This window comes from Pseudolysinimonas sp., from assembly GCF_031389465.1.
Taxonomy (GTDB): Bacteria; Actinomycetota; Actinomycetes; order Actinomycetales; family Microbacteriaceae; genus Pseudolysinimonas_A.
In genome coordinates this window covers 1-25475 of record NZ_JANMSQ010000154.1, presented here as the reverse complement: position 1 = coordinate 25475, position 25475 = coordinate 1, and the positions used below count along the sequence as shown (strand labels likewise).

At 68.8% G+C, this 25475-nt stretch carries 26 protein-coding genes; 16 read left to right on the top strand and 10 right to left on the bottom strand.

Translation table 11 applies throughout. The features are described 5' to 3' along the window. The first annotated feature begins 24 nt into the window (after positions 1–24). Entirely contained in the window at positions 25–1197 is a 1173-nt protein-coding gene (locus RMO30_RS06000) for an acetyl-CoA C-acyltransferase (protein WP_397427905.1), read from the top strand. Positions 1198–1262: 65 nt separating this feature from the next. Here the strand turns inward: RMO30_RS06000 and RMO30_RS05995 are convergent, their stop codons facing one another. Continuing rightward, positions 1263–2444, bottom strand: a complete 1182-nt coding sequence (locus RMO30_RS05995) for a 4-hydroxybenzoate 3-monooxygenase (RefSeq protein WP_309710766.1) — start codon at positions 2442–2444, stop codon at positions 1263–1265. 106 nt (positions 2445–2550) lie between these two features. On the opposite strand from RMO30_RS05995, the gene RMO30_RS05990 reads away from it, so the two are divergent. Together RMO30_RS05990 and RMO30_RS05985 are read left to right on the top strand one after the other, a co-directional pair. After that, entirely contained in the window at positions 2551–3333 is a 783-nt protein-coding gene (locus RMO30_RS05990) for an IclR family transcriptional regulator (RefSeq protein ID WP_309710764.1), read from the top strand. After that, complete coding sequence (locus RMO30_RS05985; RefSeq protein ID WP_309710761.1) at positions 3330–4331, top strand: amidohydrolase family protein; 1002 nt, start codon at positions 3330–3332, stop codon at positions 4329–4331. The genes RMO30_RS05990 and RMO30_RS05985 overlap by 4 nt, the downstream gene beginning before the upstream one ends. Here RMO30_RS05985 and RMO30_RS05980 read toward each other — a convergent pair. Further along, positions 4319–5227 carry an IclR family transcriptional regulator gene (locus RMO30_RS05980; RefSeq protein WP_309710757.1) on the bottom strand — a complete coding sequence of 303 codons (909 nt, stop codon included), beginning with the start codon at positions 5225–5227 and terminating at the stop codon, positions 4319–4321. The two genes, RMO30_RS05985 and RMO30_RS05980, sit on opposite strands and share 13 nt — an antisense overlap. Positions 5228–5315: 88 nt before the next feature. Between RMO30_RS05980 and RMO30_RS05975 the strand changes: the two genes are divergently transcribed. After that, positions 5316–6686, top strand: coding sequence for an aminomethyl transferase family protein (locus RMO30_RS05975; RefSeq protein WP_309710755.1), 1371 nt, complete (start codon positions 5316–5318; stop codon positions 6684–6686). Here the strand turns inward: RMO30_RS05975 and RMO30_RS05970 are convergent. After that, the gene (locus RMO30_RS05970) at positions 6683–7495 is read right to left on the bottom strand and encodes a universal stress protein (protein WP_309710753.1); all 813 of its coding nucleotides are present in this window, start codon (positions 7493–7495) and stop codon (positions 6683–6685) included. The genes RMO30_RS05975 and RMO30_RS05970 overlap by 4 nt on opposite strands. Before the next feature lie 95 nt (positions 7496–7590). Between RMO30_RS05970 and RMO30_RS05965 the strand changes: the two genes are divergently transcribed. Both RMO30_RS05965 and RMO30_RS05960 read left to right on the top strand, forming a co-directional pair. Further along, positions 7591–9207, top strand: coding sequence for a GAF domain-containing protein (locus RMO30_RS05965; RefSeq protein ID WP_309710750.1), 1617 nt, complete (start codon positions 7591–7593; stop codon positions 9205–9207). Then, positions 9204–9842: a response regulator transcription factor gene (locus RMO30_RS05960; protein ID WP_309710747.1), complete on the top strand. Its 639-nt coding sequence runs from the start codon at positions 9204–9206 to the stop codon at positions 9840–9842. The genes RMO30_RS05965 and RMO30_RS05960 overlap by 4 nt, the downstream gene beginning before the upstream one ends. A gap of 37 nt (positions 9843–9879) precedes the next feature. Here RMO30_RS05960 and RMO30_RS05955 read toward each other — a convergent pair whose 3' ends face one another. Next, the gene (locus RMO30_RS05955) at positions 9880–10299 is read right to left on the bottom strand and encodes a pyridoxamine 5'-phosphate oxidase family protein (protein ID WP_309710741.1); all 420 of its coding nucleotides are present in this window, start codon (positions 10297–10299) and stop codon (positions 9880–9882) included. Positions 10300–10442: 143 nt separating this feature from the next. Between RMO30_RS05955 and RMO30_RS05950 the strand changes: the two genes are divergently transcribed. After that, positions 10443–11264, top strand: coding sequence for a universal stress protein (locus RMO30_RS05950; protein ID WP_309710737.1), 822 nt, complete (start codon positions 10443–10445; stop codon positions 11262–11264). Here the strand turns inward: RMO30_RS05950 and RMO30_RS05945 are convergent. After that, on the bottom strand, positions 11261–11731 hold the full coding sequence (locus RMO30_RS05945; RefSeq protein WP_309710735.1) for an NUDIX domain-containing protein: 471 nt from the start codon (positions 11729–11731) through the stop codon (positions 11261–11263). The genes RMO30_RS05950 and RMO30_RS05945 overlap by 4 nt on opposite strands. A gap of 65 nt (positions 11732–11796) precedes the next feature. Here RMO30_RS05945 and RMO30_RS05940 point away from each other — a divergent pair, with 65 nt between their 5' ends. From RMO30_RS05940 to RMO30_RS05930, 3 genes are read left to right on the top strand one after another with little or no spacing between them, the layout of a single operon-like run. Continuing rightward, a complete protein-coding gene (locus RMO30_RS05940; RefSeq protein WP_309710733.1) occupies positions 11797–12891 on the top strand; it encodes an LLM class flavin-dependent oxidoreductase in 1095 nt (364 codons plus the stop codon). A gap of 20 nt (positions 12892–12911) precedes the next feature. Beyond that, positions 12912–13760, top strand: coding sequence for an alpha/beta fold hydrolase (locus RMO30_RS05935; RefSeq protein WP_309710730.1), 849 nt, complete (start codon positions 12912–12914; stop codon positions 13758–13760). Then, entirely contained in the window at positions 13757–14419 is a 663-nt protein-coding gene (locus RMO30_RS05930) for an alpha/beta hydrolase (protein ID WP_309710727.1), read from the top strand. The genes RMO30_RS05935 and RMO30_RS05930 overlap by 4 nt, the downstream gene beginning before the upstream one ends. Positions 14420–14426: 7 nt before the next feature. On the opposite strand, the gene RMO30_RS05925 is transcribed toward RMO30_RS05930, so the two are convergent. After that, positions 14427–15200, bottom strand: a complete 774-nt coding sequence (locus tag RMO30_RS05925) for a UbiA family prenyltransferase (protein ID WP_309710724.1) — start codon at positions 15198–15200, stop codon at positions 14427–14429. Positions 15201–15289: 89 nt separating this feature from the next. Between RMO30_RS05925 and RMO30_RS05920 the strand changes: the two genes are divergently transcribed. Continuing rightward, positions 15290–16471 carry a glycoside hydrolase family 3 N-terminal domain-containing protein gene (locus RMO30_RS05920; RefSeq protein ID WP_309710723.1) on the top strand — a complete coding sequence of 394 codons (1182 nt, stop codon included), beginning with the start codon at positions 15290–15292 and terminating at the stop codon, positions 16469–16471. A 71-nt stretch (positions 16472–16542) separates the two neighbouring features. Here RMO30_RS05920 and RMO30_RS05915 read toward each other — a convergent pair whose 3' ends face one another. Continuing rightward, positions 16543–16875 (bottom strand): hypothetical protein, encoded by a 333-nt coding sequence (locus RMO30_RS05915; RefSeq protein ID WP_309710721.1) that lies wholly within the window; start codon positions 16873–16875, stop codon positions 16543–16545. Between the two features lie 199 nt (positions 16876–17074). Next, positions 17075–18082, bottom strand: coding sequence for a phosphatase domain-containing protein (locus RMO30_RS05910; protein WP_309710714.1), 1008 nt, complete (start codon positions 18080–18082; stop codon positions 17075–17077). An 86-nt stretch (positions 18083–18168) separates the two neighbouring features. Between RMO30_RS05910 and RMO30_RS05905 the strand changes: the two genes are divergently transcribed. After that, positions 18169–18828: a TetR/AcrR family transcriptional regulator gene (locus tag RMO30_RS05905; RefSeq protein WP_309710711.1), complete on the top strand. Its 660-nt coding sequence runs from the start codon at positions 18169–18171 to the stop codon at positions 18826–18828. Positions 18829–18888: 60 nt separating this feature from the next. Here RMO30_RS05905 and RMO30_RS05900 read toward each other — a convergent pair whose 3' ends face one another. Both RMO30_RS05900 and RMO30_RS05895 read right to left on the bottom strand, forming a co-directional pair. Next, a complete protein-coding gene (locus tag RMO30_RS05900; RefSeq protein WP_309710708.1) occupies positions 18889–19557 on the bottom strand; it encodes a DedA family protein in 669 nt (222 codons plus the stop codon). Continuing rightward, positions 19554–20381, bottom strand: coding sequence for an aminotransferase class IV (locus tag RMO30_RS05895; protein WP_309710705.1), 828 nt, complete (start codon positions 20379–20381; stop codon positions 19554–19556). Before RMO30_RS05895 ends, RMO30_RS05900 begins: the two co-directional genes overlap by 4 nt. A gap of 11 nt (positions 20382–20392) precedes the next feature. Here RMO30_RS05895 and RMO30_RS05890 point away from each other — a divergent pair, with 11 nt between their 5' ends. The 4 genes from RMO30_RS05890 to RMO30_RS05875 all read left to right on the top strand — a co-directional run. Next, a complete protein-coding gene (locus RMO30_RS05890; RefSeq protein ID WP_309710702.1) occupies positions 20393–21754 on the top strand; it encodes an anthranilate synthase component I family protein in 1362 nt (453 codons plus the stop codon). Positions 21755–21822: 68 nt separating this feature from the next. Then, a complete protein-coding gene (gene leuS / locus RMO30_RS05885) occupies positions 21823–24381 on the top strand; it encodes a leucine--tRNA ligase (RefSeq protein ID WP_309710699.1) in 2559 nt (852 codons plus the stop codon). Positions 24382–24475: 94 nt separating this feature from the next. Next, complete coding sequence (locus tag RMO30_RS05880; protein WP_309710698.1) at positions 24476–25069, top strand: ComEA family DNA-binding protein; 594 nt, start codon at positions 24476–24478, stop codon at positions 25067–25069. Further along, a partial coding sequence (locus RMO30_RS05875) for a hypothetical protein (RefSeq protein WP_397427904.1) occupies positions 25066–25475 on the top strand: 410 nt, incomplete at its 3' end. The genes RMO30_RS05880 and RMO30_RS05875, both read left to right, overlap by 4 nt.

Here is a 25475-nt window from a genome sequence, read left to right as displayed (position 1 = left end):
CATCGTCGAATTGGAGGCACGCTGATGTCGGTCGTCATCGCGGGCTACGCCCGCACCCCGTTCTCACGATTCACCGGAAGGTTTGCCGACATCCCGGCGTCCGACCTCGCCGCGCACGCCATCCGCGCTGCGCTCGCTCGGGCTGCCGTCGAGGCGGCCGAGGTCGAGCGCATCTGGGGCGGCCAGGTGCTGCCGGCGGGCGCAGGTCAAGGGCCGATCCGCCAGGCGGCGGTGGCCGCGGGCATCCCGCTCTCGTCGCCGGCGATGACCATCAACGCGGTGTGCCTGTCGGGCATGGAGGCGGTCATCGCGGCCGCCCGCAACATCGAGGCTGGCGAACACAGCATCGTCGTCGCGGCCGGGATGGAGTCGATGTCGCGCGCGCCTCACGCCTTCCGGGGTCGCACGAGCGTGAAGTATGGCGCCATCGAGATGGTCGACACGCTCGAGCACGACGCGCTGCTCGACTCCTTCGAGCACGTCTCGATGGGCGCGTCGACCGAGGCGGGCAACGCCGACAACAACGTCACCCGCGAAGCCCAGGATGTCTGGGCTGCCGGGTCACACCAGCGAGCGCTGGCATCCACCGCCTTCCTCGCCGACGAGATCGCGCCCTATACCCTCACCTCTCGTGCGGGGGAGACGGTCGTGACGGATGACGACGGCGTGCGCGCCGACACCACGCCCGAGTCGCTCGGCAAGCTACGCGGTGCGTTCTCGGCCGACGGCTCGATCACGGCGGGCAACTCGTCGCAGATCACCGACGGCGCTGCCGCCCTCGTGCTGATGTCGGAAGAAACGGCTGCCGCTCGCGGCATCACGCCGCTCGCCCGCATCGAGAGCCACGCGGCAGTAGCCGGACCCGACACACGTCTGCACGCTCAACCGGCCAACGCCATCATCGCCGCCCTTGCTCGTCTCGGCGGGGTGACGCCCGCCCAGCTCGCGGCGGTGGAGATCAACGAGGCGTTCGCCGCCGTCGCGGTGCGGTCGGTCGAACTGCTCGGGATCTCGGGCGACATCGTCAACCAGCACGGCGGAGCCATCGCCCTCGGCCACCCGGTCGGCGCCTCGGGCGCGCGCATCCTCGGTACGCTCGCGCGGCAGCTCGTCGCGGCTGGGTCGGGGTCGTACGGCGCGGCCGGGATCTGCGGCGGCGGCGGTCAGGGTTCTGCGGTCGTGCTGCGCGCGATCTGAGCTAAGTGGCTGACGATGCGGGTCGGCACGCCACCGAGCCGACCCGCACCGCGTCTGTGGGCGGTTCAGTCCGCGTAGGGCCAGCCGGTGTACGCCTCGGCCAGATAGGTGCTGCCGGCCGTCGACGAGACGACGGACTCGAGTTCGCCGAGCTGCCGACGGCGGTCGAAGTCGCTCGCCTCCGGGGTCGAGTGCAGCATGCTCGTCATCCACCACGAGAAGTGCTGGGCGCGCCAAATGCGGCGCAGTGCGCGCTCCTCGTAGCTGTCGATCCTCGCGGTTCCGTTGCCCGCGAAGAAGTCGATGAGACCGTCGTGCAGGATGCGCACGTCGTTGACCGCGAGGTTCATGCCCTTCGCCCCGGTCGGCGGCACGGTGTGTGCGGCGTCGCCGACGAGAAATACCCGACCGTTTCGCAGTTTGTGCGCGACAAAGGAGCGGAAGCGCAACACGTCGCGCTGGAAGATCGGCCCCTCGTGCAGGTCGCGTCCGGTGACCCGGGTCTGGAGGGCATCCCAGATCTGCGCGTCGCTCCAGGCGTTCGGGTCCTGTTCCGGGTCGCACTGCAGGTACATGCGCTGTACGGTCGCGGAGCGCTGGCTGATCAGCGCGAAGCCCGCGTCGGAGTTCGCGTAGATGAGTTCCTTCGACGACGGCGGGGCCTCGCAGAGGATTCCGAACCAGGCGAACGGGTACTCGCGGAAGTAGCCACCGGTCATCGAGCCGACGACGGCGGTGCGGGCCACGCTGCGCGATCCGTCAGCGCCGATCACCACGTCGGCGACGATCTCGAACGGCTCGCCTGCGGCATCCCGGCCGACGACGCGCGGGGCGTCGCTCAGACCGTCGAGCACCTCGACCGCTTCGTGCTCGAACCGGATGTCGCCGCCGTCGGCGATCCGGCGCGCGAGGAGGTCGATGAGTACCTCGTGTTGCGGGTAGAGGTAGACGGCGCGGCCGACGAGTTTCTGAAAGTCGATGCGGTGGCTCTCGCCCTGGAATTGCAGCTCGATGCCCTCGTGGCGATGGCCGTCGGTCAACACGCGCTCCGACGCGCCGGTCGCGACGAGCAGGTCGACGGTGCCGTTCTCGAGGATGCCGGCGCGGATCGTCTTCTCGATGTCTTCGCGGGTGCGGTTGTCGATCACGATCGACTCGATGCCGTCGCGGTGCAGCAGGTGAGAGAGCAGCAGACCGGCGGGTCCGGCGCCGATGATGGCGACGCGCGTGCGAACGGCGGGGGACATGCGATCTCCTTCGATCGGTTTCGTGGACTGTCGTCAGTGTGAGGCCGCGATCGAGTCGTTCGATGTGATTGCCCATTGAATGGGAATAGGCCTCTAGAGTCGAGGGGTGGCGAACTCCCAGACCGGCGACAGTGTGATCGATCGACTGGTGCGCGTGCTCGCCACCTTCGACTCCGAGCACACCGAGCAGTCACCGAGTGACATCGCCCGACGGGCAGGCCTGCCGCTCTCCACTGGCCATCGCCTGGTCGGCGACCTCGTCGAGAGCGGGCTGTTGGAACGTGACGAGGATGGACAGGCCCGAGTCGGGATGCGGCTCTGGGAGCTGGCGACCCGCGGGTCGCTCGCGCTCGGACTGCGCCAAGCGGCGCTTCCCGCGATGGAGCGGGTTCAGGCGCTCGTGCGCCAACACACGCAACTCGGAGTCGCCGACGGCGATCAGGTGCTCTTCCTGGAGCGGCTCTCGCATCCCCAAGCTGGCGCGAACATCACCCGAATCGCTGGCCGATTGCCGCTGCATGCCTCCTCGTCGGGGCTCGTGCTGCTCGCCGCTGCGCCGCCCGCCGTGCTCGAGCGCATCCTCGCCGCGCCCCTGGAGCGACTCGCGCCAGAGACCATCACCGACCCCGCCGCGTTGCGGCGCAAGCTCGCCGAGGTGCGTCGGCTCGGGCACGCGATCGCGCCGGGATCGATCGAGGCGGTGTCGACGGGTATCGCGGTTCCCCTTCGCGACCGCGGGGTGGTTGTTGCCGCGCTCGGAGTGGTGTTGCCGCGCGGCGAGGAAGACGACCGCGTCGCGACGATTCTGCGCGCGGCGGCGGGGGAGATCGAAGCAGCCCTCGCCGCGCCGTCGAGATCGTCGACAATTTTGGTTACATTCAAGTCGTGATCATCGACTGCCACGGCCACTACACGACGACGCCACCCGGAGTCGGGGCGTGGCGTGACGCCCAAATCGCCGCGCTCACCGGCGGCTCGGCGCCTGACGGGCCCTTCTCGGTGACCGACGACGAGATCCGCGAGAGTATCGAGACCGGCCAGTTGCGGGTGCAGCGCGAACGCGGCATCGACGTGACGCTGTTCTCGCCGCGGGCATCCTGGATGGGGCACCACGTCGGCGACGTGACGACGTCGCTCGACTGGACAACCCGGCAGAACGATCTCATCAAGCGCGTCTGCGACCTGTTCCCGGGCAAGTTCGTGCCGGTCGCCCAGTTGCCGCAGTCGCCTGGCTTCTCGATCGACTCCTCGGTACGGGAGCTGCGCCGCACCGTCGAAGAACTTGGATTCGTCGCCGTCAACGTCAACCCCGACCCGACCGGCGGCTATTGGACGGGCCCCGACCTCGGCGACCGCTACTGGTGGCCGCTCTGGGAGGCGATGCAGGAGCTCGACGTGCCGGGGATGCTGCACGTCAGTCAAGCCGAGAATCCCTTCTTCCAGACCACCGGGTCGTACTACCTGTCGGCTGATACGACGTTCTTCGTGCAGGCGCTGTCGAGCGGCTTTATGAAGGAGCGGCCGGGCCTGCGACTCGTCATTCCGCACGGCGGCGGGGCGATCCCGTTTCACTGGGGCCGCTTCCAGGGGATGAGCGTGCGCGAGGGCTGGGACTTCGAGGGCGCCACCGAGCGCATCTTCTTCGACACCTGCGTCTACCACCAGCCCGGCATCAACCTGTTGCTCGACGTCGTGCCGACCGACCGGGTGCTGTTCGGGTCGGAGATGCTCGGCGCCGTGCGCGGCGACAACCCAACGACGGGCTCCGGCTGGGACGACACCGGCACGTACGTGGAGGCGTCGGCGCTCTCGCCGGGTGACCGGGAACGGGTCTACTCCAGCAATGCCCGTGCGGTCTACCCGCGCCTGGCGGCCTACCTCTCCTGAACGGCAGAGTTCACCTGACCGTCGTGCACGGCCGAGCCGTGCTCCTCGAGCAGCTGCTCGAAGTACTCCATCGATCGATCCGACGAACTCACCAGCTGGCGGTAGACCCCGCCGGCGCGGGCATGGGGGTGGCCCGGCGGCAAGTAGCTGCGTAGCAGCGCCTCCGAGATCCCCTCGGCCGCGAGCCGCAACAGTCGCACCAGGTCGTCGACGGGGGAGTGGTCGTTCGGCACGACGACGCTGACGGTGCCGACGACGACTTCTTGCGACCCGCGCACCGGCACGGCGATTCCCCGCGATTCCTCAAAGATCCAGCCCTCGGACACCGCAAACCCGGTGCGCCGGGCGGCGGCGACGGCATCCCGTAGCTGCTCAGGCGTGGCGAGACTCGACCCGGTGATCGGCGAGAGTCCGCGTTCGAGCACCCGCGCGAGCACCTCGTCGTCGGCGTTGGCGAGCAGCACAATGCCGCTCGACGAGTGTTGCATCGGGATGCGCCCGCCGACGATCGAGGCGTTGACGACGGCGTCCCGCGACGAGAGCCGCTCGATGACGAGCACGTCGAGCCCCGACCGCACCAGCAGCTGGGTGTGCTGGCGCACGCGGGACTGGATCGCGTGCAGAAACGGCAGGGCGATTTCGCGCAGGCCGAGGGCGCCGGGGGTGCGGCTGCCCATCTCCCAGAGCCGGTTGCCGACCCGGTAGCTGCGGTCCGGCATCCGCTCAAGCAATCCGTGCTCGACCAGTTCGGTGACGATGCGGTGCGCCGACGACATCGGGATGGCGGCCCGCTCCGCGATCTCACTGAGCGACAGGAACGGAGCCTCGAACGAAAAGGTGTCGAGGATCATGACGACCCGGCTGATCGCCGAGACGCCGTTGGACTGGCGCGCCATGGAAGCTCCTTTGCTCGCGCTCACCGTACTTCCTTTGATAGAGAGCGACGAGGCGACTTCCCTTCCGCGGCTCCTACACTCCCCAGGTATGACTTCCGAGAGCCTGGCTCAAGCCATTGCCCGCACCGGCAACGCCGTCGAGCTACTGCGCAACCAGGACTGGCCGTCGATCACGTTCCCGATCAAGCCGGAGTTCACCAACTGGCGCGACGAACAGCGCGCCTGGTCGTCGACCGTAGCGATCATGGACCAGTCGCACCACATGACGCAGCTCTTCCTCGGGGGAGCCGACCTCATCCCGATGCTCTCGGCGATCTCGCCGAACACCTTCGCGACCTTCCGCGCCGGCATCGCCAAGCAGCTGATCAGCGTCAACCACGACGGCTACCTCATCGGCGACGGCATCCTGTTCTACAACTCGGATGACGTCGAAGGGCTCGTGCTCATCGGTCACCACATTCTCATCGACTGGGTGCGGTTCAACGTCGAGAAGGCGGAGGCCCTAGGCAAAGACGTGCACCACCGCCTCGAAGCCAACTCGGCGATGCGCGGCGGCGTGGACCCCACCTTCTACCGCTACGAACTGCAAGGACCCGAAGCCGACAAGGTGATGGAAAAACTCTGGGGAACCATCCCCGAGGTGAAGTTCTTCCACATCGGAGATGTCGAGATCGCCGGCAAGAAGGTCAAGGCGCTGCGCCACGGCATGGCAGGCCAGCCGGGCTTCGAGTTCTACGGCCCCTACGCCGACGGCCCCGCAGTCATCGCCGCGCTCCAAGAAGCAGGCACCGAATACGGCATCACGATGGTCGGCGCGAAAGCGTACTCGTCGTCGCCGCTCGAGTCGGGCTGGGTGCCGACCCCGTTCCCGGCGATCTGGGACGACGACTTCGCCGAATACCGCGAGTGGCTGCCCGCCGCCCGCGCCGGCTCTATTGGCGGCTCGATGTACTCGACCGACGTGCATGACTACCAGTTCACGCCGTACGACCTCGGGCTCGGTCGCTCCGTCAAGTTCGACCACGACTTCCACGGGCGTGAGGCACTCGAGAAGATCGCCGCATCTCCCGCGCGACGTAAAGTCACGCTGCTGTGGAATGCCGAGGATGTCGCATCCATCGTGAAATCGCAGGTCGAACCCGGCATCCCCGCGAAGTTCCTCGACTTCCCGAAGGCGCGCTACGGCTTCTACCAGATGGACCGCGTCGAACGGGCAGGCAAGCTGGTCGGCATCTCGACCGACGCCGGCTACATCGCCCACGACCAGCTCTATATGTCGCTCGCGACCCTCGACAACGACGTGCCCGAAGGCACGGTCGTCGACGTGGTCTGGGGTGAAGACCCGATCTCGCAGAAGCCCCAGGTCGATCAGAAGCATCGCCAGGTGAGCATTCGCGCCACGGTCGCGCCCGCGCCGTACCACGACTACGCGCGCAGCGTCTATCGGGCGAACGACTAGCTCGCGGGGGTCAGCGCGGGGAGCCCAGCCACGAGGACGGGGGCGTTCGCGTTGAGGAGCACCTCGTGCACGACGGTGCCGATCGGCGAACGGTCGACACCCGTCGACCCTGGTCCAATCACCAGGAGCGCTTTCGTGTGCGCGGCATCGAGCAGCGCCGCCGAAGGCGCCCGGGTCGACCGCCTGGCCTGCACGATCAGGTCGGGGTAGCTGGCGCGCACGTGGGCGAGCGCGGTTTGCAAAGGACGAGCGTCGATGACTCCGCCCTCGCCCGCGGGGCCGGCGTGCAGGAGAGTTAACTCGTCTCCGCGGGTCACCGCCTCCCGTGCGGCGAGTTCGGCAATGTGCCGTGCAGTCTGTTCGCGATCGATTCCGGCAACAACCCCGTGGCGGAACCGCACGTCGGTGCCCGGGATGACCGCCACCGTGCAGCTACTGGCGGCGGCGATTTGCACACTGAGCGAGCCGAGCACCCGACCGCTGCTGAAACCGGTCTTGTGCGTGCCGACCACCAGCACGTCGTCGGGGCTCGCGAACCGGGTCAACTCCCAGGGCGCCGACCCGTCAAGGAGCGCGGACTGCACCTCAAGCTTCGGCTCCTCCGTGCTGAGGCGGGCCTTCGTCGCGGCGAGGAGCCGGCGCCCGAGGTCGGTCGCCTCGGCACGGAAGTCGGGTCCCATGCGACCCGCCTCGGCGTCAACGACGTGAGCGATCACCAGGGGCGCGGCATCGCGGCGTGCGCGGGTCGTCGCCCAGACGAGAGCCGCGTCGGACGGTGCCGATCCGTCGATGCCGACGATGTAACGCATTCGAGGACCTCCTGCGGTCGCTGTGCCTGATCTTCGCCCCGCCCCGCGGTTCGCCCCAGGGACCTAGGTCCCTCGGGTAGCTACACTCGGCGGGGATGGCCAATGGATTGGCGTTCCCGGATGCACCGCGGATCCGCGAGTTGCTGCGAGCGACGCGGGTCGTCGTCGAGCAGATCGAACTCGACCTGGTGCTGCGCACGATCGTCGAAGCGGCGGTCTCACTCTCCGGGTCGCGGTACGGCGCTCTCGGAGTCATCGCTCCGACCGGTGGGCTCGAGCAGTTCGTCCATGTCGGGATGGCGCGGGAGCTCGAGGGGCGTATCGGCCACCTCCCGGAAGGGCGCGGCATTCTCGGCGCTGTGATCGACACGGGTGCCTCGATCCGTCTCGACCATCTCGGTCTCGACGATCGTTCCGCCGGCTTCCCGGCCCACCACCCGCCGATGGACTCCTTTCTCGGGGTGCCGGTCGTCGTGCGCGGCGAAGTGTTCGGCAACCTCTACCTGACCGACAAGGTCGACGGCCCGTTCACCGCCGAAGACGAAGAGCTGGTCGAGTCGCTGGCGGCGACCGCAGGAATCGCGATCGACAACGCGCGACTCTTCGACGAGAGCCGTCGCCGCGAGCGGTGGAGCGCCGCGCTCGCCGAGATCAACGTCACGCTGCTCTCCGGCGACGGAGAAGACCCGCTCGCCGTCGTCGTCGAAACCGTGGCGGCCGCAGTCGGCGCCGAACTCGTCTGCCTCGTACGTCCGCAGGGCGACGAGTTGCTCATCGAGGTTGCCCGCGGTGACGGCGCGCTCGCCCTGCAGGGAACTCGAGTTGCGGCGGAGGGCTCGCTCGTGGTGCGAGCACTCGAGAGCGGGGGACCGGTCGTCGTCGAGTCGCTGGCGCACCCGCAAGGGGGAGGTGGCGGCTACGGTCCGACGGTCGCCGTCCCGCTGTTTGCCGACGGGCTTCCGCTGGGGGCGCTCACGATCTCTCGTCCCGTCGGCAGCGATCGGTTCAGCACCGCTGACCTCGAGATGGCTGCCGAGTTCGCCCGCCAGACCAGTGTCGCGATCGCGTTCGCGCGAGCCCGCCTCGACCGCCAACAGCTCGAACTCGTCGAAGAGCGCACCCGAATCGCGCGCGACCTGCACGATCACGTCATCCAGCGGCTGTTCGGGGCCGGGCTTGCCCTGCAGTCGGCAAGCGGTCTCGCCGACCGCGCGCTCGCAGCGCGAATCGCCGAACAGGTGGACGCCATCGATGCGGCGATCTCCGAGATTCGCACCGTCGTGTTTACCCTGCAGTCGCGTTCGACCGCCGCGCGGGACGGTTTGCGGCACCGGGTACTCGACGTCGTTGCCGCGGTCGCCCCGGCGCTCGGGTGGAGTCCGCGCCTCGGCTTCGTCGGCGCTGTCGATCTGTTCGTCGATGACGACCTTGCCGACGACATCGTCGCCGTCGTGCGGGAAGGGCTCGCGAACGTCGTGAGACACGCCCGTGCCGCCGGCGGCTCGGTGCGCGTTGCGATCACCGATGGCCGCCTCGTCGTGACCGTCGAGGACGACGGCGTTGGGCTGCCCGAGCGGGTCGAGCGCTCGAGCGGGATCAGCAACCTGGCCGACCGAGCGGTCGCCCGTGGAGGCACCTTCCTGTTGGCCCCGGTCGACCCACACGGGACGCGTCTCGAGTGGTCCGTCCCGTTCGCCGAGGAGGCCGGATGACGCGCGTGTTCCTCGTCGACGACCACGAGATCGTGCGGCGCGGGATCGCCGAACTTGTCGACGCGGAGCGCGATCTCGAAGTCGTCGGCGAGGCCGGCGACGTGCGACAGGCGCTGGCGCGCATCGCGGCGACGCTCCCCGATGTCGCGGTGCTGGATGTGCGCCTGCCTGACGGCAACGGGATCGATCTCTGTCGCGAGATCCGGTCGCGTCACCCCGAGATCGCGTGTCTCATCCTGACCGCCTATGACGACGACGAGGCGGTGCGATCGGCGGTTCTCGCGGGAGCGGCCGGCTACGTCGTGAAGGACATCCGCGGTCAGGCGTTGGTCGAAGACATCCGCCGGGTTGCCGCCGGTAAGCGCCTGTTGCCCGCAGCGGCGGGTCGTCGGGTGGTCGAGTCGCTCGTCGCGACGCCCGCAGCGCAGGCCGACCCGGGGCTCAGCCTGCGCGAACGGCAAGTGCTCGAGTTCATCGCCGACGGCCTGACCAACCGCCAGATCGCCGAACGACTCGAGCTCGCCGAGAAGACCGTGAAGAACTACGTCTCCGGGCTGCTCGCCAAACTCGGCCTCGAGTCGCGGACGCAGGCAGCCGTCTACCGAGTCACTAACCGACGGGCCGACAGCCAGTAGCGCGCGCCCTGTCGACAGCGGTGGCTGTCGAGGACGATCATTCAATACCCTCCCGACCGAGGAGGCGGCCGGTGATGACCCGCGGAGTGATCTGCACGTAGTTGAACTTGGTGGTGACGGTCAGCGTCTCGAGGCCGAGCACGCCTGAGCTCTCGATCTCATCGTCGGCGTCGAGCCGGCGGGCCACCCCGCGCACGACGACGCTCCACCGATGCCGATCATCGATACCGTCGACCTCAAAGGCGACGATGGGATTGTGAACGATGTCGGCGAGCTTCGTGCCGGGAGCCGAGCGGAACAGAATCGTTCCGCGGTTGACGAGGTAGTTCACCGGAAAGATGTCGACGCCGTCCTCGGCGACGACCGCGAGCCGACCGAGACTCTCGCTTCGCAACAGCTCCCAGCAGGCGTCGTCGCCGATCGTGCGAACCGCGTGGGCGGTGAGGGATGCCGTCATGGATCCTCCTTCGTAGACCCCAGTCCAGCGGCACAGGCCATCAATGGCGAGAGCCGAAGGTCCCATGGCTTCCAGGTGGCGGGACTTTCGGCACTGGGCGGCGATGGGGGCCCGGGGCGAACCTGAGGAGGGAAGGGAGCATCATGTACCGCATTAGTGTCGGGGTCGACCCCCGAAACGCTGCCTCCACCACTGTCGATTGGGTCTCCCACTGGCACCGGGCGCAGCACGCGCAGCTCACCCTCGTCACCGCCTTCGATTACCTGGTCGAGGAGGTCGATGAGGATGCCACCCGGCTTGAACGTGAAGCGGCGCGCCTCCAGGCCGCCCTTCCCGACGCGGTCGTCGACACCGCGATGGCGGACGGCAGTGTTCCGGGGGTGCTCGCGCGTCGAAGCCGGGTCACGGATCTGCTTGTCATCGGGTCGCACCGCACGCGGCACGCGCGTTCGGTGCTCACCGGTCGGCTGCCGCTGCGCATCGCCGAGCATGCGGCGTGCCCGGTCATTGTCGTTCCCGACGACTGGCAACGACGAACGGGTTCTGTCGTCGTCGGCCTCGGCGACGACGAGTCGTCGGACGCCGCGATCGCCTTTGCTGCCGGCGAGGCTGGGGATCTCGGCGGCGAACTCCGCGTGTTGCACGCCTGGTGGCCCCCGTCGTCTGCGGCGGACGGGTCGCCACTCATGCTCGATCAGATCGCACTGCGAACCAAGCACGGCGAACGCCTGGCCGAAGTCGCCCGTCGAGCCCGAGAGCGGTGCCCAGCCGTCCGCGAACACCTTCACGAGGGTGCTGCAGGGGGTGCCCTCGTCGCGCTCTCAGCCGACGCCGCGCTCGCCGTCGTGGGTACCCACCGCACCGGCCCGATCGGGGAGTTCCTCGTCGGCTCGACGGCAGCGAGCCTCATCCGCGACAGTCGCACCCCCGTGTGCGTCGTGCCCTCTGGCTGGACGCAGCCCTAACCCACGCGAGTGGTCGGGGGCAGGTCATCGAGCATCGCTACCTGCGCCGCGACCAGTCGTCGTCGCGCAACCTCGATCGCTGTCCATTCGGCGCGGTCGACTTCGGGAAACGACTGCCGTCGACCCGACCGTGGCGGCCATTCGAGCTCGAACAGGTTGCTGTGAATCTCGGCGGAGTCGAACGCGCCCCCGTCGGCCGCGAAGACGGTGAGGGTCTTCCCCGAGGAGTAGCGGTACTGGCCGAGTTCGACGTAGTCGAGCGCGGGAGCGGCAACACCCATCTCCTCGGCAAACTCCCGCCGCGCCACCGCGAGCGGATCTTCACCCGCCTCGAACTCGCCTTTCGGGATCGACCAGGCTCTGTCGTCCTTTCGCGCCCAGAACGGCCCGCCCATGTGGGCGATCCACACGTCGCGTCCGGTCGCGCCGTCGCGCCATAACAGGATGCCGGCGCTGCGCGGAGTCACGCTCCCTAGGCTAGGTGGGGGACCGCACGGGAATCACGAGAGACGGATTCGGGTTGAATGGTGACATGACAACTAGTAGCTCGCACATCCCGCTTGACGGCCTCGAACTCGGCCTCGACACCTTCGGCGACGTGAGCGTCGACCTCGAGGGAAACCCGGTTCCCTACGGGCAGGTCATTCGGAACGTCGTCGAACAGGGTGTGCTCGCCGACTCTCTGGGCATCGACTTCTTCGGCGTTGGCGAGCACCACCGCGACGATTTCGCGATCTCAGCCCCCGAGATCGTGCTCGCCGCAATCGCGGCTCGTACCGAGCGCATCCACCTCGGCACGGCCGTGACCGTATTGTCGTCCGACGAGCCGGTGCGGGTGTTCGAGCGCTTCGCGACCCTCGACGCGATCTCGATTGGGCGCGGCGAGATCATCCTCGGGCGCGGCTCGTTCACCGAATCGTTCCCGCTCTTCGGCTTCGAGCTCGCCGACTACGAGCGGCTGTTCGACGAGAAGATCGACCTGTTGCACGCGCTCCTCGCCGAAGGGCCGGTCACCTGGGCGGGCTCGACCCGCCCGGCTCTCGTGAACCAGCAGGTATATCCGAAGACCGAGTCGGGTTCGATCCGCACCTGGGTCGGCGTCGGCGGGTCGCCGGAGTCGGTGGTGCGCGCTGCACGCTACGGCTTCCCGCTCACTCTGGCGATCATCGGCGGTGCTCCCGCGCGGTTCGCTCCCTACGTCGACCTGTTCCACCGCGCGCTCAGCCAGCACGAACAGCCCGACCTGCCGGTCGCCGTGCACTCTCCGGGCTTCATCGCCGATTCCGACCAGGAGGCTGCCGACATCCTCTGGCCGCACCAGAAGGCGATGTTCGACCGCATCGGCAAGGAGCGGGGCTGGGGTCCGATGACCCGCGATGACTTCGAGCGAGAGATCGCGGAGGGCGCCCAACACACCGGCTCGCCCGAGACGGTCGCCCGCAAGATCGCTGACACCGTGCGCACGCTCGGCATCCAGCGCTTCGACCTCAAGTACTCGGCCGGCACCATCCCACACGAGCACCAGATGCACGCGATCGAGCTGTACGGCACCGTCGTCGTGCCCCGCGTGCGTGAGCTGCTCGCTCAGGATCCGCGGGAAGCGCTCGAGGCCGATCCGACCTCCTGAGCGCTCTTAAGCTCAGGGACATGCCGACCGGTCCCTTCACCCGATTACGGCGCGGTCGGCGCGGTCCGGCGGGCGAGGAGCTATACCGCGTCCGCCGCGTGCGCGGCATGCAGTACTTCACCAGCAGGCAGCAGCACGACGACCTCACCATCGTCGTCGAGCGCTTCCCCGGACCGGAGCAGGTCGCCGCGCGCACCTACGTGCTGGTACACGGCATCGGCGTCTCGTCGCGCTACTTCCACCCGCTCGCCGCAGAGCTATCACGCACCGGCCGGGTGTTCCTCGTCGACCTGCCCGGGTACGGTGCGGCGCCCAATCCGGGCCGTGACGTCACCCTCGCCGATCATGCGGCGGTGCTCGCCGGGTTCCTCCGGGAAGCCGACCTGCGCGGCCCGGTGATCGTCGGCCACTCGATGGGCACGCAGGTGGTCTCCCTCCTTGCGGAGCGGTATCCCGACGTCACCGACACCGTCGTCATGATGGCGCCCACGATGGTGCCGTCGGCGCGCGGGCCCTGGACAGCGATCGGTCACCTGTTGCTCGACGGGACGCGGGAGCCGCTCGCGGTGTGGGGGATCTCGGTGGTCGACTACGTCGTGCGCTGCGGGCTGCCGTACCTGCTGCGGCAGATGCCGCACATGCTGCGCGACCGGATGGAAGATCGTGTCGGGTCACACGGCGCGCGCACGCTCGTGATCAACGGCGACCGTGACCCCATCGTGCCGAGCGACTGGGCAGCCGAGCTCAGCACCGCGCATCCGCACGCCGAGTTCCGGCAGGTGCGCGGCCCGCATGTCATCATGCACACGGACCCGGTGATGATCGCGCGACACATTTCCGACTTCGTCGACGCGGGGGAGCGGTCGTGAGGCGGCGCGATCACGCTCGGCACCTGCTCGGCGACTACCCGAACGCGATCCGGATGCGCGGGCTCGGGTTCGCGGCGCGCGTGCCCGCGTCCTACGCCGCGGGTGGCGGCCGCCCAGTGGTGATCGTTCCGGGAGTTTTCGAGCGGTGGAACTTTCTGCGGCCCATCGCGAACCGGTTGGCTGAGGCCGGGCATCCGGTGCACGTCATACCCGAACTCGGGATCAATGCCGGCCCGATTCCGACGGCCGCGCGTCGCGTCGGCGCGTTCCTGGCGACCCGTGATCTGCGGGGCGTCGCGCTGGTCGCGCACAGCAAGGGCGGGCTCATCGGCAAGGCGGCGATGCTTGAGGATGCCGACAGCCGCATCGATCGCTTGGTCGCCGTCGCGACGCCGTTCGCGGGATCTCGGATGGCCTCCTTCACGGTCGTGCCGGCACTACGGGCGTTCCGGCCCGCACATCCGGTCATCCGAGGGCTCGTTGCGGAGCGCGAGGTGAACGCGCGGATCACGTCGATCTTCCCGTCGTTCGATCCGCACATCCCCGAGGGCAGCGCCATCGAGGGTGGCACCAACGTGCGCCTCGACGTTGTCGGGCACTTCCGCGTGCTCGAAGAGCCCGCCACGATCGACGCGGTCCTCGCGGCGGTCGAACGGTAGGTAGTTTCTAGAGCGCAACCACCATCTGGTTGCCGGCGAGCACGAGAAGCACGACATCGATGAGCGCGGCGACGATGACGAAACGAAACCCCCACCGGTTCTCCCGCAGTGTGAACACGACGGCAGCGACCGAGGCCGCGAGGGAGAGGCCGAATCCGAAGAGTGCGACCGGCGAATCCAGCCCGATCCCGAGGGTGAGGGCGATGGCGGCCCCGGACAATGACAGACCCCCGAGCAGCGTCGAGCCGACCCGACCGAGGCGGTGCGGCAGACCGCGCACCCCGGTGGCCGCATCGTCGGCGAGGTCGGGCAGCACGTTCGCGACGTGGGCCGCGATCCCCAATAGTGACCCCGCGAGCACCGCCCACCAGGCCGCGAGAGCCGGAACGGGCAGCGCCAGGGTCGCCAACATCGGCAACAACCCGAAACTCACGAGGTAGGGCACCGGGGACAGCGGTCGGTGCTTGAACCAGGCGTTGTACGCCCAGCCGCCGCCGAGCGCGACGAGGTGCACGATCGCGAACGGGATGCCGAGGGTGAGCGAGGCAAGCACGCCAAGCCCGGCTGAGGTGAGGGCTGCCGTCCGCACCGCGGACACGGCGATCTCCCCGCGGGCAACCGGCTTGTCCCGGCGGCCCGCGTCGCGATCCCGCGCGGCGTCGAGCCAGTCATTGGAGAGCCCGACCGAGAGCTGGGTGAACGCCATCGTCAGCCCGAGCAGCGCGACCCGCAGGGGGTCAAGGCCGACGGCGACGCCGAGGAGCACCGTGATGAGGGTCACCCCTGCCGACGGCCCCGGGTGGGACGACCGAAGAAGGGGGCCGATCATCCGCATCGACCCAGAGTAGGGCCGAGGGCTAGAGTCCCGTCATGGCACGACGGCGCGCGATGGCGGTGGTCGTTGTGCTAGCGGTGGTACTCACGGGTTGTGCCGGGGGCCCGTTGTCGCTGGTTTCCGGTCCGCCCCGACCGTGGGCCGTTGCCGAGACCGTCGTGGTCGACCCGGTCGAGGCGTATGTCGGTGCGCGTCTCGCCGCGATGACCCTCGAGCAGAGGATCGCGAGCCTGATCATGCTGCACGTCGCCGGCGTCAACCCAGGGCCGATCCGTGGGGTGATCGATGCCACGGGGGTCGCCGGAGTCATCTACATGGGCGACAACGTTGCGTCGGCCGAGCAACTCGCCGCGACCACCGCGGCCCTGAGCGCCGACCCCGGGCTTCCGGTGCTGACGGCGATCGACCAAGAGGGTGGGATCGTGGCTCGGCTGCCCGACAGCGGCCCCGGAGCGTCGGCGCTGCGCACCCAGGACCCGTCGGCGACCCTCGCGGCGTTCCAAGCGCGCGCCGCCCTGGTCGCCTCCGCCGGGGTGACCATCAACTTCGGGATCGTCGCCGACGTCACCGGCGATCGACGCTCGTTCATCTACTCGCGCACGTTCGGCGCGGATGCCGCATCGGCATCGCCCCGCGTCGCCGCCGCAGTCGAGGGTGAGCAGGGCGTCGTCTTCTCGACGCTCAAACACTTTCCCGGCCACGGCTCGGTCGCCGGTGACTCGCACACGAGTGTGCCGACCACGGCGATGAGCGCCGACGAGTGGCGGGCGACCCAGGCCGGCCCGTTTGCGGCCGGGATCGACGCAGGCGCCGAGTTCGTCATGTTGGGGCACTTGCGCTACAGCTCGATCGACGGCGCCCCTGCGACGCTCTCCGCGGCGTGGAACGCCGTTCTGCGTGACGAGTTGGGCTTCGACGGCATCATCGTGACCGACGACATGTCGATGCTGGAGCACTCGGGTGAGGCGGCGTTCGCCGACCAACGTGCCAACGCCGTGGCCGCGATCGCCGCAGGCGCGACGCTGCTGCTCTACGTCGGGCCGGTGGATGTCGGCGGCGTTGTCGCCGCGGTTGCGGCCGCGGTGCGGGATGGCCGCATCCCGATGGCGACGATCGACGACGCCACGCGTCGTCTGCTCGAATTCCGTCGTGAGCTGTCGGATCAAACCGGGCCGTACGTGCACTGCGGCGAGGAGTGCCGCGCGCTCATCGGCTAGGTCGTGCGAACGAGCGGCAGCCCGAGGTGGTCCGCGTAGCGACCCGCTGCGGACGTCAGACGCCCGGGTCGTCAGTCGAGCGGGAGCGTCGGGAGCTGGGTGTCGGCCTCGTCGGAGCTGACGACGTAGGTGGGGCCGGTCTGGTCGGGGGCGGCCTGCGCGGAGGTGGGCGACACGGCGAGCACTCCGCCGATGGCGATGGAGACGACGCCGAGGGCGAGGCCGGCGGTGGCGAGGCCACGGAGCGCGGTGAGCCGCGAGCTGCGATGCATCCCGAACAGCATCATGCCGAGGGCAACCAATGCGGTCACGCCGGCGGCGACGATCACGGCTGCGTACAGACCGGAATCGGGCGCGTTCGCGGGCGCGGCGAGTGCCGTGGCGGCGACGAGCACAGCGGACATGCTGGGCTGTTCCTCTCGGGGGATAGGAACCGCTAGGTCTGGGGGACCGATTCGGCCGGGGGAGGCCGACTGCGGATGAAGCGTGGCGTTTCCGGTGGGGACCGGGCTGTCTGTCCACCCAAAGGGGGACACCAACTCTGATGAAGTTACCGCGCGACGTGAGCCGTAGTCAAGGATGCCGAGCCCCCGTCTTCGGGGGCTACAGCAGCCCGAGTTCGCCGAGTTGCGCGCTCAAGCCTGCGCCGTCGGGCGCATACACCCAGGGGACGGTTTGCGGCCCGTGCGTCGCGGCCGGCGCTCGCCCACCAGCCAGCACGGCCTCGCCGGGCGTCAGGCGTCGGATCGCGACCGCGCGAACGTGGTCGGGATGCCGCTGTGCGAAGTCGCCGTAGATGCGCTCGTCGTGCTGGCCGTCATCACCGAGCAGCAGCCAGCGAATGCCCGGGAACTCCTGCGCGAGTCGTTCCAGGCTGAGTCGCTTGTGCTCGGGTCCGCTGCGGAACCACCGCTCGTGGTTCGGACCCCAGTCGGTCAGCAGTAGCGCGCCGCGCGGGTACAGGTTGCGGGAGAGGAAGCGGGTGAGGGTCGGCACGACGTTCCAGGCGCCGGTCGAGAGGTAGACGACGGGTGCGCCAGGGTTCGCGCGAACGAGCCGTTCGTACAGCACTGCCATGCCGGCGACGGGGGTGCGGGCGTGCTCGTCGAGCACGAAAGAGTTCCAGGCGGCGAGGAAGGGCCGGGGGAGCGCGGTCACCATCACGGTGTCGTCGACGTCGGATACCACCCCGAAGGTCGCCGCTGCATCGACGACGAACACCGGGAAGTCCACTCCGTCGTGACCGTCGATCGAGAGCCGCACCGTCGACCACCCCGCGGGGAGTTCGACCTCGAAGCGAGCGTCGATGATCCCGCCGCGGTCGCCGCGTACCACCCCGGTGGCACCCGGCGCCGTGACCGTGACCACGGCATCCCGTACCGGAATCGAGGTGAAACTGCGCCAGCCCCGCACGCTCTTGAGCCGATCGGCGGGTGCAAGCCCCGGTTTTCGCAGCACGACTCGGCCGAGCACCCGGATCCAGCCGCCACCCCCGTAGCCGACGAAGGGCACGACGGTCGGCACGCGCCCCCGCCACCGGCCCCACTTCGCGCGCAGCCCGTGGACCACATCTTCGAGGCGAGTGGCGAGTCGCAGCACCGGTCTCGCCATATCATCAGTGTGTCACGGGCCGATGCCAGGATTCCTCGACTGCGACGGGGCTAGAATTGGAAGCCGATCAGTCTGAGGAGAATCCAATGGCACAGACACACCTGGAGGCTCCGCGAGTCGAGGGGACCGCGATCATCCGCAACGAGCCCGTGCAAGCGCGCAGCGCCGCACGGCTGACCGCACTACTGGATGCCGCCGCGCACGTCGTCCACGAGATCGGCTACGAGCGGCTCACCACCGCGATGGTCGCCGAACGGGCTGGGGCATCGATCGGCACCGTCTACCGCTACTTCCCCGACCGGATCGCCGTGTTGCAGAGTCTCGCGGCTCGAAACGTCGAGCGCACGAGCGGCTCAACCGTCGCCGCACTGATGGACCCCGCCCACACCGACTGGTTCTCGGCTCTCGGCGCGGTGTTCGACGACATCAAGGTCGCCTACCGTGATGAGCCGGGCTTCGCGTCGCTGAGGTACGGCGACGTGCTCGACCTGCGCCCCGCGACCGGCAGCCCTGCGATGCAAGGGTTCGCCGACGGCCTCTTCGACGCCCTCGTCACCCGCTTCGACCTCGACGGTTCCGATGCCGCCCGCTTGGCGTTCTCCGCGGTCGTCGTGGCGACGGATGCGCTGACCGCTCGCGCCTTCACGCGCGACCCCGAGGGCGACGAAGACTACCTGCTCGCCGGGGTGGCGACGGCATCCGCTCTGATGTCGCCGTTCTGGCCGACGCCCGTGAACTCCGCTTAGGCGGAGGCGCTTTCGCGCCTCCGCGCGGTCCCAGCCCCGACGCCCATCTCGGGCGTCGGGTCACTCGGGAGTGTTCGCGTCGCCGTCGCCGGCGCGGTCCCAGTGCCGCGACTCGGAGCGTTCCAACAGTTTCTTCACCACGAAGATGACGACCACAAAGAGCACGATCGCGCCGACGAAGAGGTAGCCCGCGAAGTGCAGCGAGCTCGCCAGGTCGCGATACGAGACCGCCGCGACCGACCCGAAGGTCACGTAGGCGAACGCCCAGAGAACGCAGGCCGGCGCGGTCCAGGCGAGGAAGCGGCGGTACGGCATGTTGCTCATGCCGACGGTGACCGGCACGAGCGAATGCAGCACGGGCAAGAAGCGCGACACGAACACCGCGATGCCACCCCGGCGGTCGACGTAGTTGGCGGCACGTTGCCAGTTGCGAACGCCGATCCGCGACCCGAGCCGTGAGTCCCGGATCTTCGGGCCGAAGAAGCGCCCGAGAGCGAACCCGACGCTCTCGCCGCCGAGCGCACCGAGGATGACCGCGACGAGCAGTGCGACGTACTGGGTCGGGGTCTCGACACCCGTGGCGGCGACGAGCACGATCGTGTCGCCCGGCACGATGAGTCCGACGAGAAGCGACGTCTCGAGGAAGATCCCGAGCCCCGCGAGCAGTGTCCGGGCGACCGGATCGACGCTGCGGACGAGGTCGAGAATCCACAGCAACACCTCGTTCACGGTGCCGCCTCAGCCTCCGGCAGCGGACGACGGAGCGCGTCGAGGCGCCGCTGCCAGGCGCTCCGTCGCCCGGGTTCCTCGGCGACCGAGGGCCCAGCGATCCATTGCGTGACGATCCGGATGCCGTGCAGCGCGTTGAGGGCCCACACCTCGCACCCGTCGAGATCTTCAGGCCGGGCCGACTCCCGCAGGATGTCGACCCCGGTCGCCGTCGCGAGCGCGAGCACGCTGCGCAGCGTCACGCTGTCGATGCGCTCGATCGCATCCTCGGGAATCGCGAGCGCGTCGCCGCGCCACCAGGCGAGGCAGGTGGTCGAGCCGTCGGCGATGTACCCGTCGCCGGTGAGGATGACGGCATCCCCGGCGCCCTGGTTCTGCACCGACGTGCGCAGCCGCACCATCGCCTCGAGGTCGGGACCCTTGAACCGAGGAGCGGTGCGGGGGTCGCGGCCGATGTGAGTCGCGAGCACGATCGAACGCGAGCGTTCGGGGGCTTCGCGTAGCCGGAAGAGCAGTTGTGGCTGCAACATTTGCGTGCGTAGCTCCACCCGCGGGAACCAGTCGCCGGTGCGCGGGATTGCGGCGATCGCGGCATCCCAAAAGGATCCCGGGTCGAGCTGCTGGTACCGGCCACGAGGAATCGAGGTCATGAACCGGGTGCGGTGCAGGTCGAGGGCGAGTACGTGACCGTTAGTGACCAGCCACGAGTCGGCGGCCTCGATCGTGGCCGGCAGGATGTCGCAGTCGTCCCGAGGTTCCAGGATGCCGCGCCGTCCTGAGCCTGCCGAAGGGTTCTCCCACCGAGAGGTGATGACCACGCTCATAGGATCAGGCTATGCGTCGCCGACTGCTGCGCCATCACCTCGCCGGCCGGATCGACCCCGAGTCGGCGTTTCGTGCCGTTGCGGCGGGCCCTTCGACAGGCTCAGGAGGGATCGGAGACGACGACGTGTTCTGGCTCGACAGCGGCAAGCACGGAGTGCACGTGCTCGGGTCGGGGGTGCGCATCCTTCCGGAGCGCGGCGCCGTGCTCGACACCCTGCGCGATGAGCTCGAGCGGGAGCCGATCGAGCTCTACCGCTCCTACCCGGGCTTCGACGGCTTCCGGCTGGGCGTGGTCGGATGGGTCGGCTACGAGGTGCGCGAAGAAACCACGGGGGTTGCGGTCACTCGGCGTGCCCGGCATCCCGAGGCGGCGTTCCTGCGGGTGGACCGCGCGCTCGCGATCGACGTCGAGGCGGGTACCGCCGACCTGCTCGCGCTGGGCGACCGCTGGTCGGGCGAACTCGCGGACTGGCGCGACGACCTCGTCGCCCGACTCGCCGACCCGCCCCCGGCATCCGCGCGCCCGGCGAGCGACGCGACGGTGCGTTGGCGTGACGACGAGGCGACCTATCTGGCGAACGTGCGGGCGTGCCTCGACGCGATCCGGGAGGGCGAGACGTACCAGATCTGCCTCACCACGACAGCTGAGGTCGACGGTTCCTTCGACGACGTCGCGTCGTACCTCGCGCTACGCGCGGCATCCTCGAGCCATCACGGCGGATTTCTGCGCATCGCCGGCACGAGCCTGCTGTCGGCAAGCCCCGAGCGGTTCCTCGAAGTCGACGCCGAAGGAATGATCCGAACCCGCCCGATCAAGGGCACCCGGCCCCGCGCGAGCATCCAGGTCGCCGATGAGGAACTCGCGGCCGAACTCGAGGAGAGCGAAAAGGAACGCGCCGAGAACGTCATGATCGTCGACCTCATGCGCAACGACCTGTCACGCGTCTGCGAGATCGGTTCGGTCGCCGTGACCAGCCTGCTCGCGGTGGAGAGTTACCCGGCCGTGCATCAGTTGGTGAGCGAAATCGAAGGACAGTTGCGCTCGGGGCTCACCGCGGTGGATGCCCTCGGCGCCTGCTTCCCCGCCGGCTCGATGACCGGGGCACCGAAGATTCGGGCGACGCAGATTCTCGACACCCTGGAGGCCGGCCCGCGCGGCCTGTACGCCGGCACCTTCGGGTTCTTCGGCTACGACGGGCAAGCCGACCTCGCGATGGTCATCCGCTCGATCGTGATGGATGCCTCGGGCGCCTCCGTCGGCGCGGGCGGCGGTATCACGGCGCTCTCGGTCCCCGACGAGGAGTACGCCGAGATGCGCCTGAAGGCCCGGGCTCCCCTCGCCGCCCTTCGCGTCCGCTCGGGGAACGTCTGACCGCGCGGTCGCGTTGACTACGCTGGACGGGGCCTTCGGGCCACCGATGAGGAACGAAGAGGCAGCGCGTGCAGCACGACAGCAACCCCGATCACGACCCCGCGAACGACTACGACATCGACCGGATTCAGGCCAAGTGGCTCGCCCGGTGGGAGGAGTCGAAGCCGTTCGAGGTCGCCGGTGTGCCCGATTCAAAGCCGCGCAAGTACATCCTCGACATGTTCCCGTACCCGTCGGGCGACCTGCACATGGGTCACGCCGAAGCCTTCGCCTACGGCGACATTGTCGCGAGGTACTGGCGCCAGCAAGGTTTCAACGTGCTGCACCCGATCGGTTGGGACTCCTTCGGCCTGCCCGCCGAGAACGCGGCGATCAAGCGCGGCGTCGACCCGGGCGAATGGACCTACGCGAACATCGCCCAACAGAAGGCGTCGTTCATCCGGTACGGCGCGAGTTTCGACTGGAGCCGCGAACTCCACACCTCAGACCCCGAGTACTACCACTGGAACCAGTGGCTGTTCCTGACGCTGTACGAGAAGGGCCTCGCCTACCGCAAAGACAGCTGGGTCAACTGGGATCCGGTCGACCAGACCGTACTCGCCAATGAGCAGGTGCTGCCCGACGGCACGTCGGAGCGCTCTGGCGCGATGGTCGTGAAGAAGAAGCTCACCCAGTGGTACTTCAAGATCACCGACTACGCCGACCGGCTGCTCGACGACCTCAAGCAGCTCGAAGGCTCATGGCCGAGCAAGGTGCTCGCGATGCAGCGCAACTGGATCGGGCGATCGACCGGAGCCGAAGTCGAGTTCGAGGTCGAAGGCCGTGAGGCAAAGATCCCGGTGTTCACGACGCGCCCCGACACGCTGTTCGGTGCCACGTTCATGGTCGTCGCGCCTGACGCCGACCTCGCCGCCGAACTCGTCGCCGACGCGTCTGAAGAAGTGCAGACGGCGTTCGCCGACTACCTCGAGCAGGTCCAGCGCTCCACCGAGATCGAACGGCAGGATGCCTCCCGCCCGAAGACCGGCGTCTTTCTCGACCGGTGGGCGATCAACCCCGTCAATGGAGAGCGGCTGCCGATCTGGGCGGCCGACTATGTGCTCGCCGACTACGGCCACGGCGCGATCATGGCGGTTCCGGCACACGACCAGCGCGACCTCGACTTTGCGATCACGTTCGACCTGCCGGTACGCGTCGTCATCGACACGAATGCTCCGGTCACCGGTGCGATCCCGGTCATCACGCCGGAGATGCTCAAGTCGGGCGAGATTGCCGAGCTCGACCCGAAGAGCACCGGCGAGGCGCTGCACGGCGACGGCCGGCTGATCAACTCCGGTCCGCTCGACGGGTTGAGCAAAGCGAACGGTCAGCTCAGGATGATCGAGCTGCTCGAAGAGAAGGGTGTCGGCCGCGCCGCGAAGACCTACCGCCTGCGCGACTGGCTCATCTCGCGGCAGCGGTTCTGGGGCACGCCTATCCCGATCCTGCACGCCGAAGACGGCACGCTGCATCCGCTGTCGGAGTCGGAGCTGCCCCTGCGGCTGCCCTCCACCGAAGGCCTCGACCTGAAGCCGAAAGGCACCTCCCCGCTCGGTGCCGCAACCGACTGGATCGAAACGACCCTCCCCGACGGACGACCGGCTCGTCGAGACCCCGACACGATGGACACCTTCGTCGACTCGTCGTGGTACTTCCTGCGCTTCCTCAACTCGACCGACCCTACGAAGGCGTTCGACCCCGCCGAGGCCGCCAAGTGGGCGCCGATCGACCAGTACGTCGGCGGCGTCGAACACGCCATCCTGCACCTGCTTTATGCCCGCTTCATCACGAAAGTGCTGTTCGACCTCGGCTACCTCGACTTCACCGAACCGTTCAAGGCGGTGCTGAACCAAGGCATGGTGCTCATGGACGGCACCAAGATGTCGAAGTCGAAAGGCAACCTCGTCGAATTCGCGAGCGAGCTCGACGCGCACGGTGCCGACGCCCTGCGGCTGACCATGGCGTTCGCTGGACCGCCGGAAGACGACATCGACTGGGCGGATGTCTCGCCCACCGGTTCCGCGAAGTTCCTGGCCCGCGCCTGGCGTATCTCGGGCGAGGTCACGTCGAAGCCCGACATCGCGTGGAAGGGCGGCGACCGTGCTTTGCGCCGAGCGACCCACCAGTTGCTCTCCGACGCCCCCGGCCTGCTCGAAGCGTTCAAGTTCAACGTCGTCGTCGCGCGGCTGATGGAACTGGTCAACCTCATCCGCAAGACCATCGACACCGGCCCCGGCGCGGGCGACCCCGCCGTGCGCGAAGCGATCGAAGTTGTCGCCGTCGTGGTCTCGCTGTTCGCCCCGTTCACGGCGGAAGACATGTGGGAACGCCTGGGCTACACCGACAGCGTCGCCTTCGCCGGGCTGCGCAAAGCCGACCCGACGCTGCTCGTCGCTGACCAGGTGACCGCGATCGTCCAGGTCGACGGCAAAGTTCGCGACCGGCTCGAGGTTTCACCGCTCATCGACTCTGGTGAGCTCGAGTCTCTCGCCCGTTCGTCTGAGAACGTGTTGCGGGCGATCGGTGACCGCGAGATCGCGAACGTCATCGTGCGGGCTCCTCGGGTTGTGAACATCGCCACTCGGTAACTCGGGGTCCTTCCAGCTCCCTTCGTTGTCGCGATGTCCCCAGCTCGTCCGGGGGTCTCCCCGCTGGGTCTTGGCGGATGCCTAACGTCCTGGGGTGAGCGCGACTTCCGGCCCCGACCCGCGCCGCGCCCGCGCGAGACGGATGGCCGGGGTCGCGCTCACCATCGTGCTGGTCGGGCTGGGCATCGCAGTGTTTGCTACGGCGGTGACTCCGCGCGGCTCGACGACCGTCATCGCGCCCGATGACAATGTCACTGCGGCTCCGGTCGCGTCGGCGATCTACGTGCACATTCTCGGACAGGTGGTGCGGCCGGGGCTGTACGAGTTGCCCGATGGCTCCCGAGCGGTGGATGCTGTCGCCGCCGCGGGTGGGTTCACGCCGCAGGCCGACGCGGCGGGGCTCAATCTTGCGCGGTTCGTGAGCGACGGGGAACAGATTGTCGTGCCGGCGATCGGGGAAGCGGCGGCGGGGGCTGCGCCGGGTGTTGCCGGGGATGGGCGGGTGAATCTCAATACCGCCGACGCCGCGACGCTCGACACGCTGCCGGGGGTGGGGCCGGCGACGGCGGCGAACATCCTCGCCTGGCGGGAGGAGAACGGGCGCTTCGAGTCCGTCGAAGATCTGCTCGACGTGGGTGGCATCGGCGAGGCGAAGCTCGACGCCATCCGCGATCTGGTGACGGTGTGAGGGCATTTCCCGCTCGTTGGAGGCTGCTGCCCGCCGCGGCGCTGAGCTGGCTGGCCGCGGGGGTCGTCATCGGGGTGCCGGATGCGGCCCCCGCGGCGACGATGATCGTCGCGGTCGTCGCGGGCGGGCTTGCCGTTGCGGCACTTCGGGTGCGCACCCTCGTTCTGCCGGCCGTCGCGGCGGGGGCCGCCACGCTGGTGCTCGGTGCTGTCGCCATCGCGGCGCCGGCGCGTGCCCCCGCCGACCTTCTCGAGGCGGCGGAGTCGGGGCGCTCGCTCGAACTCGAAGTGGTCGTCGGCGGCCGGGCCGAGGAGGATCGCTTCGCCGGAGTCATTGCGGGCACCTCGGCACCGGTGCTCGTGTTCGCCGACCCCGGAACGTCGGTACCCATCGGGTCGACCGTCGC

What these genes read in the sequence shown, in the direction of transcription:
- RMO30_RS05935 (WP_309710730.1), top strand. Translation starts at nt 12,912, where the DNA reads ATGCCGACCGGTCCCTTCACCCGATTACGGCGCGGTCGGCGCGGTCCG.
- RMO30_RS05975 (WP_309710755.1), top strand. Translation starts at nt 5,316, where the DNA reads ATGACTTCCGAGAGCCTGGCTCAAGCCATTGCCCGCACCGGCAACGCC.
- RMO30_RS05965 (WP_309710750.1), top strand. Translation starts at nt 7,591, where the DNA reads ATGGCCAATGGATTGGCGTTCCCGGATGCACCGCGGATCCGCGAGTTG.
- RMO30_RS05905 (WP_309710711.1), top strand. Translation starts at nt 18,169, where the DNA reads ATGGCACAGACACACCTGGAGGCTCCGCGAGTCGAGGGGACCGCGATC.
- RMO30_RS05980 (WP_309710757.1), bottom strand. Translation starts at nt 5,227, where the DNA reads ATGGCGCGCCAGTCCAACGGCGTCTCGGCGATCAGCCGGGTCGTCATG.
- RMO30_RS05890 (WP_309710702.1), top strand. Translation starts at nt 20,393, where the DNA reads ATGCGTCGCCGACTGCTGCGCCATCACCTCGCCGGCCGGATCGACCCC.
- RMO30_RS05895 (WP_309710705.1), bottom strand. Translation starts at nt 20,381, where the DNA reads ATGAGCGTGGTCATCACCTCTCGGTGGGAGAACCCTTCGGCAGGCTCA.
- RMO30_RS05960 (WP_309710747.1), top strand. Translation starts at nt 9,204, where the DNA reads ATGACGCGCGTGTTCCTCGTCGACGACCACGAGATCGTGCGGCGCGGG.
- RMO30_RS05995 (WP_309710766.1), bottom strand. Translation starts at nt 2,444, where the DNA reads ATGTCCCCCGCCGTTCGCACGCGCGTCGCCATCATCGGCGCCGGACCC.
- RMO30_RS05910 (WP_309710714.1), bottom strand. Translation starts at nt 18,082, where the DNA reads ATGGCGAGACCGGTGCTGCGACTCGCCACTCGCCTCGAAGATGTGGTC.
- RMO30_RS06000 (WP_397427905.1), top strand. Translation starts at nt 25, where the DNA reads ATGTCGGTCGTCATCGCGGGCTACGCCCGCACCCCGTTCTCACGATTC.
- RMO30_RS05955 (WP_309710741.1), bottom strand. Translation starts at nt 10,299, where the DNA reads ATGACGGCATCCCTCACCGCCCACGCGGTTCGCACGATCGGCGACGAC.
- RMO30_RS05915 (WP_309710721.1), bottom strand. Translation starts at nt 16,875, where the DNA reads ATGTCCGCTGTGCTCGTCGCCGCCACGGCACTCGCCGCGCCCGCGAAC.
- RMO30_RS05940 (WP_309710733.1), top strand. Translation starts at nt 11,797, where the DNA reads ATGACAACTAGTAGCTCGCACATCCCGCTTGACGGCCTCGAACTCGGC.
- RMO30_RS05970 (WP_309710753.1), bottom strand. Translation starts at nt 7,495, where the DNA reads ATGCGTTACATCGTCGGCATCGACGGATCGGCACCGTCCGACGCGGCT.
- RMO30_RS05920 (WP_309710723.1), top strand. Translation starts at nt 15,290, where the DNA reads ATGGCACGACGGCGCGCGATGGCGGTGGTCGTTGTGCTAGCGGTGGTA.
- RMO30_RS05950 (WP_309710737.1), top strand. Translation starts at nt 10,443, where the DNA reads ATGTACCGCATTAGTGTCGGGGTCGACCCCCGAAACGCTGCCTCCACC.